The sequence below is a fragment of the Lentilactobacillus hilgardii genome (genome assembly GCF_009832765.1).
Taxonomy (GTDB): Bacteria; Bacillota; Bacilli; order Lactobacillales; family Lactobacillaceae; genus Lentilactobacillus; species Lentilactobacillus hilgardii.
The window spans coordinates 2,367,453-2,380,592 of sequence record NZ_CP047121.1 but is presented as its reverse complement, the minus strand read 5'-3'; the positions used below and the strand labels follow the sequence as shown (position 1 = coordinate 2,380,592).

Below are 13,140 nucleotides of genomic sequence, written 5' to 3'. Positions count from 1 at the left end.
TAAATGTAAGCGATAACAATAGGAAGAAAAAATTAGGACGTGAACTTTATGGATAAAACACAAGCGGTTTCTACAACTCATGATAAAACGCAAGAGGCAGCTTCCTTACAGGCAAAACAAACCATTACTATTACCGATGCCCATCCATTTGGCTGGAAAGATAAAATTGGTTATATGTTCGGCGATATCGGGAATAATTTTTCGTTCAACATGGTTAATTCATTTTTAATGATTTTCTATACCAACGTTCTCGGATTATCCGGTGCGATGGTCGGACTACTGTTTTTAATAGCCAGATTAGTTGACGCAGTCGCTGACGTCACTGTCGGTCGGATGGTGGATAATAGCCAGCTGACTAAAGAAGGTCGTTTTAAGCCCTGGGTACGGAGGATGAAATATCCATTGCTGGTCTTTTCAATTGTGTTATTTGTGCCGTGGGTCAAGGACCTGTCGATGGGACTTAGATTGGGGTATGTTTTTCTGACCTATCTTCTTTGGGGGATCTTTTACTCGGCTGTTAATATTCCTTATGGGTCAATGGCATCGTCATTATCGGATCAGCCCAGTGATAAAACATCTCTTTCCACCTTTAGAAGTATTGGTGCGGCAGTCGGTGGCTCGATTGTTGCCTATGTCGTCCCATTGTTTATGTATGTGGGCAGTTCGACACAAATCAGTGGCGAGCGATTCTTTATCGTCGTGATTGCCTGTTCCATCCTCGGCTTTCTTTCCTACATTGTCCTAACCAAGATGACTTCGGAACGGATTCGGACAGAAAAAAGCGAACCGGTTCCAATGAAATTATTGCTGGTTAATTTGTTGAAGAACAAAGCGTTGATTGTGTTGGTGATCGTCGATATTGTGGTTGTTATCAACCAAAACTTGAGTATGGTAACAATTGCCTACCTGTTTAATGATTATTTTCGGAACACGGCTGCCATGTCTGTAGCGATGATTTTTAACTACGTGATTATTATTATCTTAGCACCTTTTAGTGGCTGGATCGTCAAAAAATACGGTCGAAAAGAAAGCTCTGTCGTTGCATTATTCTTTGGCGCGGCGATTTATACGACCTTGGCAATTTTGCATACACACAGTGTTATTGTCTACCTGGCTATGGTTCTATTGGGAGCGCTTGGTGCCGGAATGTTTAGTATGATGGTCTGGGCATTTATTACCGACGTGATTGACAACCAGCAGGTCTTAACGGGTATTCGTGAAGACGGTATGGTCTATGGTATCAATTCGTTTTCCCGTAAGGTTGCCCAGGCACTTGCTGGTGGATTTGGCGGTATTATGCTAACTCTGATCGGTTACCAATCCTCTGCGGCCGGTGGTGTTGTCCAAAGCGATGCAGTTGCTAACAGTATTTATTATATGGCAACCGGGATTCCAGCGGTTTGTTGTGGATTAGCTGCTATTATCCTATTATTCTTCTATCCATTAAATAAAAAGCAGGTCATTAAGAACGCGGAAATCTTAAGAAACGCTGCTACTAAATAATGTTGTCATCAAAAAAGGCGTCACGACAGGTTGTGAGCATTGCTCATCGTCATGATGCCTTTTTGAATACGTAAAATTTTATGTAAAAGAAAAAGCCCCTCACAGGAGGCTTTTATTACTTTGATTTAACTTTAAGCAGGTGTAACGTTAGCTGCTTGTAAGCCACGGTCGCCTTTTTCAACATCAAGGGTAACTTTTTGACCTTCTTCAAGAGTCTTGAAGCCATCAGCGTTGATTGCTGAGAAGTGAACGAATACGTCTGATCCGTTTTCAAGAGTGATAAAACCGTAACCTTTGTCGCCATTAAACCATTTAACTGTACCTTGTTCCATAAGATGAAACCTCCGTGCGCTGTGCGCAATTATAAATTTTGCATTTGAAACTTTTGAAGTAAGGAGACATCTTTGAAAACGCCGTACCAAATTTCGAAGTTAACCAATACATTAATGGTAACTATACAGGTACCCTGGATAAATAGCAAGCATTATTAACCGGCTATTGTGTTATTTTCAAAAACGTCATTGATGAATCACATACAGGGTAAGGATTACACGCTTAAAAATAATTTTGAAACAATTTGGAAATGAACTGAAAAAATAAGTCTACCAAACTCCCCTACAAAATTAATTATTGTGATCGGAGGTTGTTTAAAGAAGATATAATAAAATAAAGCGATAGGAAGGAAGCCTTTATCAATGGCAAAACAACTGACGACATTAATCACCGGTGCGGATAAGGGGATTGGATTTCAAACAGCGTTGGAATTGGGTAAGAGGGGACACCATGTCTTGGTTGGTGCGCGAGACGTTGGTCGGGGAAAAGAAGCGGTTGACCGATTAACAAAGAGTGGGATAACCGCTGACCTACTTGAAATCGATGTGACTGATCGGACAACCATTCAAGCAGCAGCAAGTCAGGTTATGACTAAATTCGGTTATCTTGATGTTTTGATCAACAATGCCGGTGTGGCTTTGGATCAGCATCAACCGGCTTCCGAGCTGTCAACTGAAGTCATGCAAAACGACTTTAACGTTAACTTTTTTGGTGCGGTTGATGTGATTCAAGCTTTTTTACCTTTATTAAAGAAAGCCGATACTGCAAAGATTATTAACGTTTCCAGTAATATGGGCTCACTTGGGTTGGCAACCAATCCGGCTTCTCAATTTTATGGTATAAATTCCTTAGGGTACCAGGCATCCAAGGCAGCGTTGAACTTTGCCACGATTTGTTTTGCTAAAGAATTGGCCGATACAACTATAACGGTTAATTCGGTTAACCCGGGTTGGACAGCAACCGAATTTGGCGGTCGTGACTTAAAGCAGTCGATGCCAACCGGGATGCAGTCGGTTAAGACCGGAGCGGCTCAAATTGTAAAATTGGCGAGTGATCCTGAAAATAAAATAACGATGACATTCACTGAAAATCAGGGGACATTACCGTGGTGAGAATTCAGCTTGAGATGGTATGATAACAGTAATGATTTATTAAACGAAAGGCGGGTGTTGAATGGGGTATATTGGACAGATTGCGTTAATTCTAATTGCAACATTACTGGCAGGTGCGATCAGCCAGAGGTTGACAATGCCGGCGGTCATTGGTCAGCTTTTGGTCGGTGTTGTATTAGGCCCAGGTGTTTTTAATGTTCTTCAGAATACCGAGTTAATGCATGCCGGGTCTGAAATTGGCGTCATTATGTTGATGTTTATTGCCGGGATTGAAAGTGATTTGGATTTATTGAAAAAGTATTTTAAACCGGCGATGAACGTTGCGATGATTGGGGTGCTCTTCCCGATGGTTGTTTTTTACGGTTACGGGCAACTAATGGGACAGTCATTTGAAAAGGCGATTTTTTGGGGTGTGATCTTCGCTGCCACATCGGTTTCGATTAGTGTTGAAGTGCTTCGGGAATATCATAGCCTGAATACAAAAGAGGGTGCCACGATTCTTGGTGCCGCGGTGGTTGATGATATTATTGCGGTTATCCTGCTGAGCATTTTTGTAAGTGCGTTTGGCGTGGGTGATTCTCAAAAAATGAATTTGGTACAGTCAACACTGTTTCAGTTGCTGTACTTTGCCGGTGTCGTTGTCCTCGTTAAGTGGTTGGCACCGATTATCCTGAGAGTGGCCAAACGGCTGCCTGTCCGTGGGGCAGTACCAATTACATCGCTGTTCCTGTGCCTTTCCATGGCATGGTTGGCGGATACAATCGGGTTAAGTTCGGTTGTCGGCGCATTTTTTGCGGGCGTGGCTGTATCACAAACCGATTTTCAAGATGAGGTTTCGGATAGTATCAGTTCGGTTGGCTATACATTCTTTATTCCGATCTTTTTTGTGAGTATCGGATTGGATATGACGTTTGGCGGTCTGCTTCATAACTTGGGCTTTGTTATTGTGATGACCTTGCTGGCAATTGTGACCAAATTATTTGGTGGTGCTATTGGTGCGGCGATAACGAAAATGAACTGGCATTCGGCATTTGCGATTGGTTCAGGAATGGTGTCACGGGGCGAAATGGCTCTGATTATTGCTCAAATCGGGTTGTCTGCTCATTTATTGGCAACAAATCTATATTCGGAAATTATTATCGTTATCGTTTTATCAACCATTATTGCTCCAATGCTATTAAAATGGAGTTTAAAGAAGACCGGCGCATAGGTCGGACTTTTGAAAAGTTGAGATATTGAGAGGAGAGAGTGACATGGTTACTGAATTTGCAAGCGGCGCCGTTGTCTACAACGTTCAGGACGGTGATATCTGTTACCTGTTGTTACAAAGTGCGACCGATGATTTTTGGGGATTACCGAAGGGGCATGTGGAACCTTACGAAAATTTAATCCAGACGGCAGTTCGGGAGATTAAGGAAGAAACAAGTTTGGATACGCGTATCGATGCCAAGTTTAAAGAGACAATCGATTATGATATGAAAAACGGGCACCACAAGACGGTTACTTTCTTTGTCAGTAAAGTTGCTCCCAATGTTTCGGTTACCCGCCAAGTTGAGGAAATTAATTCGTTTGGTTGGTTTAATTACAAAGATGCCTACGATAAATTAACATATGACAATTTAAGACAACTGTTAAAAGATGCGGACAGATACATTCGAACTAAAGAAGAAATCGGGGATTAGTGTGCAATGGAAAATCGAGTTTTTGTGATTACCGGTGCAGCCGGGAGTGGGAAAACCACGATTCGAAATTATTTACATGATAAGTATGGCATGCCACGTGTGATTACGCATACAACACGACCACCCCGGGAAAACGAAAAGAATGGCGTTGACTATTATTTCGAAACAAAGGACTCTTTTTCTCATAACCATTATTTAGAATCGGTTTTGTACGCGGGCAATTACTATGGGTCATCGTATGAAGGATTGGAGAATGCGTGGCAGAAAAAGTCGTGCGCCTGTATTGTATTGGATGGTGCGGGTGCAGTGACTTATAAGCGTAAACTGGGCGAAAAAGCGGTCATTATTTTCTTAAAAGTAGGGGATACCGAAATTCTAAAAAAACGGATGGAAATTCGCGGTGATGATACAACAATGGTTGCCAAACGCGTTAAGAGTGAGGAATATGCACGTGATTTGGAAATGCCTACCCAGTTGAAAGGAAAAGCATTTGAAATTTTGAATACGGATCTAAAACGGACTAAGGCACAAGTTGACAAGATTGTCGCTAAGTATCCACACGAGGGATAGAATGTTGTTGAGAAGCGTCCTTTATGTTACTATTAATTGTATAGTAAACAGTAATCATTACTAATGTGTAACTCTTGTCAAATGAAAAGTAAAGGTGATTTCAATGCCTGCAGCAATTGAAGAAGCAACGCGTCTATTAAAAACTAATAATTTTAAAATAACCAAACAGCGTAAAGCCATGCTGGAATATCTTGTCGACACAGCCACCAAACGTTTTGTCGAGGTCACCAGCATTGATGATTTTATGCGGCAAACATTTCCAAAAATGAGTCATAACACTATTTATCGCAATATTTCAGAATTTGCAGATCTGGGAATTGTTGAACGCCAGATACAGGGTGATCGGGCTTCGGTGAAGTTTCAGTGCGATTTTCAACACGAACATCATCACCACTTTATTTGTAGCAACTGCGGCAAAGTCATTGAATTAAAAGATTGTCCATTAAGTGATGCTATCACAGCACAACTTGGCGGATGTGAAATTACCGGGCATCTTTTTCAAATCTACGGCCTTTGTCCTGAGTGCGCTAATTTAAAGAATAATTAATCAAAAATTCAAGATTTGTTGATAAAATTGTGCGATAATGTGGTTTACTAATTTAGAGAATAGGAAGTTTTTTGAATGGATAATAGAATTCCGCCATTAGTAACGCCATTTGCAATCTTATCGATTTGTTTGGCACTTGGAGCGACTAACGTAGTGGCTAATAAAGTCACGGGAACTAGTGAGGGAACGCCTACCTCCACTCAAACGACCAGCCAGAAGAATATGACCAATTCGATTTATGGTAAAACGACTCCTAAAAAGGATGATACCAGCAATAACGATAAGGCCAAAGAATCTTCAGAGAAGGCTAAGGAGTCTTCGGAAAAGGCTGCAAAAGAATCGTCGCTTAAAGAAAAACAAAAAGAATCGTCATCTGCTAAGAAAGCATCATCCGATGCTAATGAAAGCAGCGATACGAATACGGATGATACATCCAGCAGTGATAACGGTACAACCGGTACGACAACCAAGAAGTCGGGAACTACGACGAATAAGTCAAATACAAACTCGAAGTCGAATACGGGGACAACCAAAAAATCCAACAATACAACTGGGAACACTGGGACAACAGGCGATACAAACAAAGATAATACGACTGATAATCAGACAACCGGGCAAACTAACGATGGCAACACCGGAAATACAGGAACAACAACCAATAATAGCCCGACAAATTCCACTGGTACAAATAATGACGATACAACAACTCAACAGAATACGACTGGAGGTGGTCAATAATGTTTAGTTTTCTGGATATGATTAATCATTACCTTGGCTACTTCAATATTAACGTTGCGGTTAAAAGTCGAATTTATACGGTTCTGGGATTTTTAGGCAACATCTATTTGTTTTATATCAGCTTTCGGTTTTTACAAAATAAATTCTACTCAAAGGGCTTTTTACTTTTAGCGGTCTCAATTATTTTGTTCTACTTTTTAATTTGTAACTTCTTTTACTACTTTACGAAGAAGCAGCCGTGGTTTGATATTTCTCCAAAACTAGCGAGAATGTTGCATCTTCAGCCTCATGAAAAAGAAATTCAGGCAAACTCCAAGATGGGTAACACAGTGATTCAGGAACCATATAATCGTCAAGATAATGCAGCAAATGGGATCTTTGACGAGCAGCACGTTTTGCCGGCTAAAATTGATGTGTCACCGTCCGAACAGATGAATCTCAATCGATTGGTCGCCCAAATGCAGCAGCAACAGCTTTTTCGAGCTGATTATAATGGTATGGATGATCGAAAACTTTACGAACTGTTGAAGATTAATGGCGGCAAGCCGATTTATGCAATTGGCAAGGGTGTTATGATGCCTTATTTTGAGATGAGACATCAGAATAATGCGTTGATTGTATATGCGGGATTGAATCAAGCTGAGATTTATCCGGTAGGTTCGATCAAGCGGGTTGGCCTACAGTCGATTCGGTCGATTGACCTTTCTGATTTGAAACTTTATTTGGCTTCTGCTGAATTATTTGGCGGACCGTACAAAGAAATCGGCCGGGTTGGAATCCTTGAGCACACCCAGAACTACACATTACGGGTAAGCGTTGCCTATAAGAAACTCTGATAGATGAGAAGCGGCTAATATTAAAATATAACGTTAAGAAGTTTGGGACATCATTTGTTCCGGACTTCTTTTTGATTGGCAAAATTCGAAAAAAGATACTTTTGGACATACACATGTCAGACTCTGATTCAATTTTCAATAGTCGATTTTTATGTTTGTTATGATGTGATTTGAACACTTTTATTGCGTTCTCTTTTCTTTTCACAAGAATTCCTGTAAAATTGTTATACATTAGATAATTTTAACGATCTTTTTCTTTTTCACATTTTGATACAATCAGTTCGAGTGTTGAACTGTTAATCTATCACAGCAGTGTTTCATAGCAAAATAACGGTTAAACAAGACGTGGATGACAGGAAATGTTACATGCCCCTAAATTTAATGTTACATTTTTTTGACCTCATGTCACTTTTAACCTAAACTGGAGATAGATTCATTCTTAGACAATTCTAATATTGTCTACTATTGGAGGAAAATAACATGGCAATGATCGAATTTCAAGATGTACAAAAGTACTATGGCAATTTCCATGCATTGAAAGATATTAATCTTAAAATTGAAGCAGGTGAGACTGTCGTTTTAATCGGGCCTTCGGGTTCAGGTAAATCTACTTTAATCCGAACGGTTAATGGCTTGGAACGGATCCAAGAAGGGAAATTAATCGTTAACGGACAGGATTTAGCGAACAAAAAGACCGATATTAACAGAATCCGTAAAAATGTTGGGATGGTTTTTCAACATTTTAACTTATATGCAAACAAAACGATTATGGAAAACATTATGTTGGCACCACGGATTGTATTGCACCGTAATGAGGATGAGAATCGAAAGATTGCGTTGGAGCTGTTGGATCAGGTTGGTCTTCGAAGCCAGGCCGAGAAGCTTCCGGCACAGCTTTCAGGTGGGCAACAGCAACGAATCGCAATTGCCCGTTCATTAGCGATGCGTCCAAAATGTCTGCTGTTTGATGAGCCGACCAGTGCCCTTGATCCTGAAATGATTGATGATGTTTTGAACGTTATGAAAGATATTGCCCGTGACTCGGACATGACAATGTTGGTTGTTACCCATGAAATGGGCTTTGCTCGTGAAGTGGCCAACCGGGTTGTTTTCATGGATGACGGTCGCATTTTGGAAGATGACAGCAGTGAAAAGTTCTTTGATGGTGAACCAACCAATGAGCGTGCACGACAATTTCTTGGGAAAATTATCACTCACTAAAACGTCGAATTGGAGGAAACATCATGAGAAAGATCTTATCAAAGGTTGGATTGGTCGTTGCACTACTGATCATGGTTGTTTCACTGGGTGCCTGCAGCAGCACTTCCGGTTCGAAACGCGATGTTCTAAAGGACGACAAACAATCCAATACAATTACTTGGGGTGTTAAAGCCGATACCAAGCTATTCGGTCTTATGGATGTGAAGGATAACCAAATCAAAGGATTTGAAGTTGACCTCGCTAAAGCAATGACCAAAGAGATTCTTGGTAAAAAAGGCAAAGCCCGTTTTATTCAAGTTACAAGTCAGACCCGAATGCCATTACTGGCAAACGGAAATATTGATGCCATTATGGCAACAATGACGATTACACCGCAACGTGCCGAACAGGTTGACTTTTCACGTTCATACTTTGATGCCGGACAAGCAATCCTGGTTAAGGATGGCAGTCCGATTAAAAATGTTCGGGACCTAAATCGTAAAGGTGCCGTAGTTCTTGGCGTTGTTGGGTCAAACTCAGTTCAAAATATTAAGAAATTCGCACCCAAAGCACGAGTACTTCAACTGTCTGATTATTCTCAGGCACTAACTGCGCTGAAGTCCGGTCAAGGTGATGCCTTAACAACTGATAACGGTATTCTTTACGGGATGTCAATCGAAAACCCGGGTTATTCCGTTGTTGGCGGAACCTTTACCAAGGAGCCATATGGAATTGCAACAGCTAAGGGACAACGACCATTTCATAATGCAATTAATCATGCATTGACGAAGGTTGAAAATTCCGGTGAATATAATAAGCTCATTTACAAGTGGTTCCATAATGTTAAAGGCTTTGATATGAAGGGGGCAGAACGATGATAAGCATTTTTCAAAATTACGGTGGTGAATTGCTCACCGGGCTTGGTCAAACGCTCTTATGCAGTATCATTGCGTTAATCTTTGCGTTGATTATCGGTTCTGCATTTGCGATTATGGAGACCATGCCAAACAAGTTTGCCCGGGTTGTTGCTCGAGTTTATATTGAAGTTTTTCGAAATATTCCATTATTGGTTATTACAATGTTTTTCTACGTTGTCATTCCAATGTATATCGTTAAGATTAGTGGGTTTGCATCAGGGACCGTCGGATTAACATTGTATTCTTCGGCATTTATTGCCGAGACGGTTCGTTCAGGGATTCAATCTGTTGATCCCGGACAAATGGAAGGTGCGCGTTCAACTGGGTTATCCTACTGGCAATCCATGAGATACATCATTTTACCGCAGGCATTTCGATACGTCATTCCACCACTGGGTAACCAATTCATTAACCTGGTTAAGAATTCATCGGTCCTGGCCTTCGTTGCCGGCTTTGATTTGATGTATCAGGCAAACGTCATTGCATCTGATTCATTGCAAAGTATGAGCACGTATATGTGTGTCGGCGTCCTATATTTAATTTTGACGTTGCCGTTGAGTTATTACATGCGTCATCTTGAAAAGAAATTGGCCTAAAGGAGGAATGATAATATGCTAACAGTTTTAGGTGCATATTCATGGGTTAATATCAAGTTCCTTCTAGAGGGAGCCTGGGTAACGATTCTCGTTTCCGTTTGTTCAATTGTCTTGAGTTACATATTCGGTGTAATTCTTGGCGTTACCCGTTACGTTCAAATAAAGTATTTATCAGCGATCGTCGGTTTTGTCATTGACATTATTCGTAACTTACCATTGATCCTGATTATCTTCTTTACCTACTTTGGATTGCCTCATCTTGGCTTTAAACCCGATCCGATTTGGGCTTCGGTTATTGCAATGGCAGTCTTTGAAGCGGCAATGGTTGCCGAAATTGTTCGTGCCGGAATTGCGTCTATTCCGACTGGACAAATGGAAGGTGCCCGTGCAAATGGGTTGTCCTACTGGCAGGCGTTATGGTACATTGTGTTGCCGCAAGCAATTCGAAATATGATTCCAGCGATCGTCAGTCAGTTCATTTCCTTGGTTAAGGATACGTCATTGGCAACCATTATTGTGTTACCGGATCTAATGAACCATGCACAAATTATTTACGGGCAAAATACAAATTATACGATTCCAATGTTTCTTGCACTAGCAGTCATGTACTTCATTGTTTGTTACTCACTATCATTATTCTCGAAGTATCTGGAGAAAAGAATCGGTGGGGGCAACAAGAAGGGGAAAGCCGATGAGGTTGTGCAGGATGCAAGTGACGCTTAACTCATTCGACTTAAAATTGTAAAACATTGTGATGGTAGCCTGTTATTAGGCTGCATAAAATACAAAAAGATTGACTGTCATTTTTTGATAGTCAATCTTTTTGTTTAATCAAGGACTTCAATTTCTTTAACATCGGCAAACTCGCTCATTTTTTTAATAAAATTATTTGAATTAACCTTTTTCTTTAGTCTGACAGTGACTGCCAATGTGAAAGAATCCGGATCATATTTAACAATTCTCATCTGGATATTTAAACTGCCGAGTGATTTAAGCCTTTCAGGTAATTTCTCCATTTCCGTTAATTGTCCAGCCAGGGTCACCTGCAAACGCAATAGTGACCGATTTGGGTATCTCTTTAGTGCTCGGATTCGGCGGACAATCGTTTGGGTCACTAAGATGCACAATGTTCCGGCAATCCCAATGATGTACATGTCAGCGCCCACGGCCAAGCCAATCGCAGCGGTAGCCCAGAGCCCTGCAGCTGTGGTGAGGCCGTCAATTTGATTGTTTCGGGTCATAATGGCACCCGCACCGATAAATCCGATACCGGTTACGACACCGGCGGCAATTCTTGAAGGATCCACACCAATGTTGGAATGGCCAACCAGATCAAAGAAACCATATTTTGAAATAATCATAAATAGGGCTGAGCCCACAGCAACCAACATGTGGGTTCGAATACCAGCGGTTTTTAGTCGGGATTTTCGTTCGAATCCGACCAATCCACCGCAAACTGCAGCTACCAGTAGTCTAAGAACCCACTCCATTTGATAAAGGATAAAACTCAATTTGTCACCTTCTTACGTATTGATTCAGTGAATGCTTTACAATTCCAATGATAAAGGATTCGGAAATTAATTACTAAAATTAGCACCGGAATCTGATAATGATTGACTGGGCAATCTATTATTGTTTGTAGTAAAAAAGAGTTGGCACGTTTTGCATGCCAACTCTTTTTTTAATCTTAATAACGAGAAATTAACCGTTGCTCTTGACACGATTTTCATTAACGCTGTCATCATCTTCATCGATTGGTGCGTCTTCGTTTTTTGGTTCAACAATGCCATGCTTTTTGGTTTCGTAATAGAAAACAGGGACACCGACAGCAACAAAGATAAAGGATGTTAAAACGCCTGGAAGGTCTGACATGATTTCACTGACAATCACGAACAGTGAACCACCAATGGCCACAATTGGCGTTAAGGGGAATAGCGGTGTTGAAAAGACACGATGTTGGTTTGGATTGCGCTTTCTGAGCAGAAAGACACCAACAAAAGCCATCACGTAGAAGCAATAGACAGTGAAGATACATAGTTCTGAAAGTCGGTCTGCATTTGAGAAGACAATCATGATAGCCACAATGATTAATTCAGCGATAGTTGAAAAAATGGGTGTGTGTGACTTTGGGTGTAAGTATGACAATGTCTTTGAAAATGGTAGTTGATTGCGTTTGGCCATGGCGTACATAATACGTGGGAACGTCATGATCTTACCGTTCATACAGCCGACAATCGAGATGATAATACCAATACTCAAGATTTTGCCGCCCACGTTGCCAAAGGCAGTTGTGGCAATGAATGGAATGGCACCAGTACCCATACTGTGAATTTTTTCAGCAGGAATGGCGCGATAAACACCATATGAAACTAACATATAAATGACCAGAACAGCTAAAATACCGAATGTGATTGCTTGCGGCAACAGTTTTCGAGGATTCTTGATTTCACCGCCAAGGTTGGCAATTAAAATCCAGCCATCGAAGGCAAATAACGTTGCTAAAATTGCGACACCAAAGTTTCCTGCAGATTGGTGGACTTCCGAAATGCTTTGGCCTAACGCACCCTGTTTTCCGAAGAATAATCCGAAAATGATTAAAGCGGCAACCGGAACGAGTTTACATAAAGTTGTAATAATAGCAAAAGTTGCACCGTAGCGGTTGGAAAATAGATTTAAGATACCGACCAGAATGATTGTTCCAATAGCAATTAAAGCATTGTATTTACTTGGAAAGCCGAAAAAATCCGACAGTAAAATAGCAAGGTAGGCACCTAACGATGCGATCATCGCAGGCCCGTAAATGACAATTTGCATCCATCCGGACAGAAATCCCCAGATTCGGCCGTAGATTTTTTCCATGTAAACATAAAGACCGCCGGTTTCGGGCATTTGGGAGGCAATCTCGGCAATTGTTAAGCCGGCTGTGATGGTTAAAATCCCACCTGCAAGCCAAGCTAAAAGGCCCATGGTAGTTGAACCGGCATCATCCAGTACAGCTGATTGACGGACAAAGACACCGGCACCGATAATCGTTCCGATTACCAGTGATAACGCTGACCAGAGGCCCAGGTCCCGATCAAGCGACACTTCTTTTTGTTGTTTCATT

General features: G+C 41.1%; 15 protein-coding genes. 12 read left to right on the top strand and 3 right to left on the bottom strand.

All coding sequences use genetic code 11. The features are described 5' to 3' along the window. Positions 1 to 48: 48 nt before the first annotated feature. Positions 49 to 1,503 carry an MFS transporter gene (locus tag GQR93_RS11385; protein WP_004466686.1) on the top strand — a complete coding sequence of 485 codons (1,455 nt, stop codon included), beginning with the start codon at positions 49 to 51 and terminating at the stop codon, positions 1,501 to 1,503. Between the two features lie 131 nt (positions 1,504 to 1,634). Here the strand turns inward: GQR93_RS11385 and GQR93_RS11380 are convergent, their stop codons facing one another. Beyond that, positions 1,635 to 1,835: a cold-shock protein gene (locus GQR93_RS11380; protein ID WP_003559297.1), complete on the bottom strand. Its 201-nt coding sequence runs from the start codon at positions 1,833 to 1,835 to the stop codon at positions 1,635 to 1,637. A 363-nt stretch (positions 1,836 to 2,198) separates the two neighbouring features. On the opposite strand from GQR93_RS11380, the gene GQR93_RS11375 reads away from it, so the two are divergent. The 11 genes from GQR93_RS11375 (at position 2,199) to GQR93_RS11325 (ending at position 10,757) form a co-directional block, all read left to right on the top strand. After that, positions 2,199 to 2,948, top strand: coding sequence for an SDR family NAD(P)-dependent oxidoreductase (locus GQR93_RS11375; RefSeq protein ID WP_004466688.1), 750 nt, complete (start codon positions 2,199 to 2,201; stop codon positions 2,946 to 2,948). A gap of 61 nt (positions 2,949 to 3,009) precedes the next feature. After that, positions 3,010 to 4,158: a cation:proton antiporter gene (locus GQR93_RS11370; protein ID WP_004466690.1), complete on the top strand. Its 1,149-nt coding sequence runs from the start codon at positions 3,010 to 3,012 to the stop codon at positions 4,156 to 4,158. 43 nt (positions 4,159 to 4,201) lie between these two features. Continuing rightward, positions 4,202 to 4,630, top strand: coding sequence for a bis(5'-nucleosyl)-tetraphosphatase (locus GQR93_RS11365; RefSeq protein WP_004466692.1), 429 nt, complete (start codon positions 4,202 to 4,204; stop codon positions 4,628 to 4,630). A gap of 6 nt (positions 4,631 to 4,636) precedes the next feature. Further along, a complete protein-coding gene (locus tag GQR93_RS11360) occupies positions 4,637 to 5,200 on the top strand; it encodes a guanylate kinase (protein ID WP_003559306.1) in 564 nt (187 codons plus the stop codon). Positions 5,201 to 5,303: 103 nt separating this feature from the next. After that, positions 5,304 to 5,747 carry a Fur family transcriptional regulator gene (locus GQR93_RS11355; RefSeq protein ID WP_004466695.1) on the top strand — a complete coding sequence of 148 codons (444 nt, stop codon included), beginning with the start codon at positions 5,304 to 5,306 and terminating at the stop codon, positions 5,745 to 5,747. Between the two features lie 75 nt (positions 5,748 to 5,822). Then, on the top strand, positions 5,823 to 6,485 hold the full coding sequence (locus tag GQR93_RS11350) for a hypothetical protein (protein ID WP_004466697.1): 663 nt from the start codon (positions 5,823 to 5,825) through the stop codon (positions 6,483 to 6,485). Next, positions 6,485 to 7,321 carry a DUF6681 family protein gene (locus tag GQR93_RS11345; protein WP_004466699.1) on the top strand — a complete coding sequence of 279 codons (837 nt, stop codon included), beginning with the start codon at positions 6,485 to 6,487 and terminating at the stop codon, positions 7,319 to 7,321. The genes GQR93_RS11350 and GQR93_RS11345 overlap by 1 nt, the downstream gene beginning before the upstream one ends. Before the next feature lie 480 nt (positions 7,322 to 7,801). After that, entirely contained in the window at positions 7,802 to 8,542 is a 741-nt protein-coding gene (locus tag GQR93_RS11340; RefSeq protein ID WP_003559315.1) for an amino acid ABC transporter ATP-binding protein, read from the top strand. Between the two features lie 23 nt (positions 8,543 to 8,565). Then, positions 8,566 to 9,399 carry a transporter substrate-binding domain-containing protein gene (locus tag GQR93_RS11335; RefSeq protein ID WP_004466702.1) on the top strand — a complete coding sequence of 278 codons (834 nt, stop codon included), beginning with the start codon at positions 8,566 to 8,568 and terminating at the stop codon, positions 9,397 to 9,399. After that, positions 9,396 to 10,034, top strand: a complete 639-nt coding sequence (locus GQR93_RS11330; protein WP_003559319.1) for an amino acid ABC transporter permease — start codon at positions 9,396 to 9,398, stop codon at positions 10,032 to 10,034. The genes GQR93_RS11335 and GQR93_RS11330 overlap by 4 nt, the downstream gene beginning before the upstream one ends. Positions 10,035 to 10,049: 15 nt before the next feature. Next, the gene (locus GQR93_RS11325) at positions 10,050 to 10,757 is read left to right on the top strand and encodes an amino acid ABC transporter permease (protein WP_004466705.1); all 708 of its coding nucleotides are present in this window, start codon (positions 10,050 to 10,052) and stop codon (positions 10,755 to 10,757) included. Positions 10,758 to 10,861: 104 nt separating this feature from the next. Here GQR93_RS11325 and GQR93_RS11320 read toward each other — a convergent pair whose 3' ends face one another. Together GQR93_RS11320 and GQR93_RS11315 are read right to left on the bottom strand one after the other, a co-directional pair. Continuing rightward, positions 10,862 to 11,545, bottom strand: a complete 684-nt coding sequence (locus GQR93_RS11320) for an MgtC/SapB family protein (RefSeq protein WP_003559323.1) — start codon at positions 11,543 to 11,545, stop codon at positions 10,862 to 10,864. Between the two features lie 190 nt (positions 11,546 to 11,735). Continuing rightward, positions 11,736 to 13,139: an APC family permease gene (locus tag GQR93_RS11315; protein WP_004466707.1), complete on the bottom strand. Its 1,404-nt coding sequence runs from the start codon at positions 13,137 to 13,139 to the stop codon at positions 11,736 to 11,738. Position 13,140 lies beyond the last annotated feature (1 nt).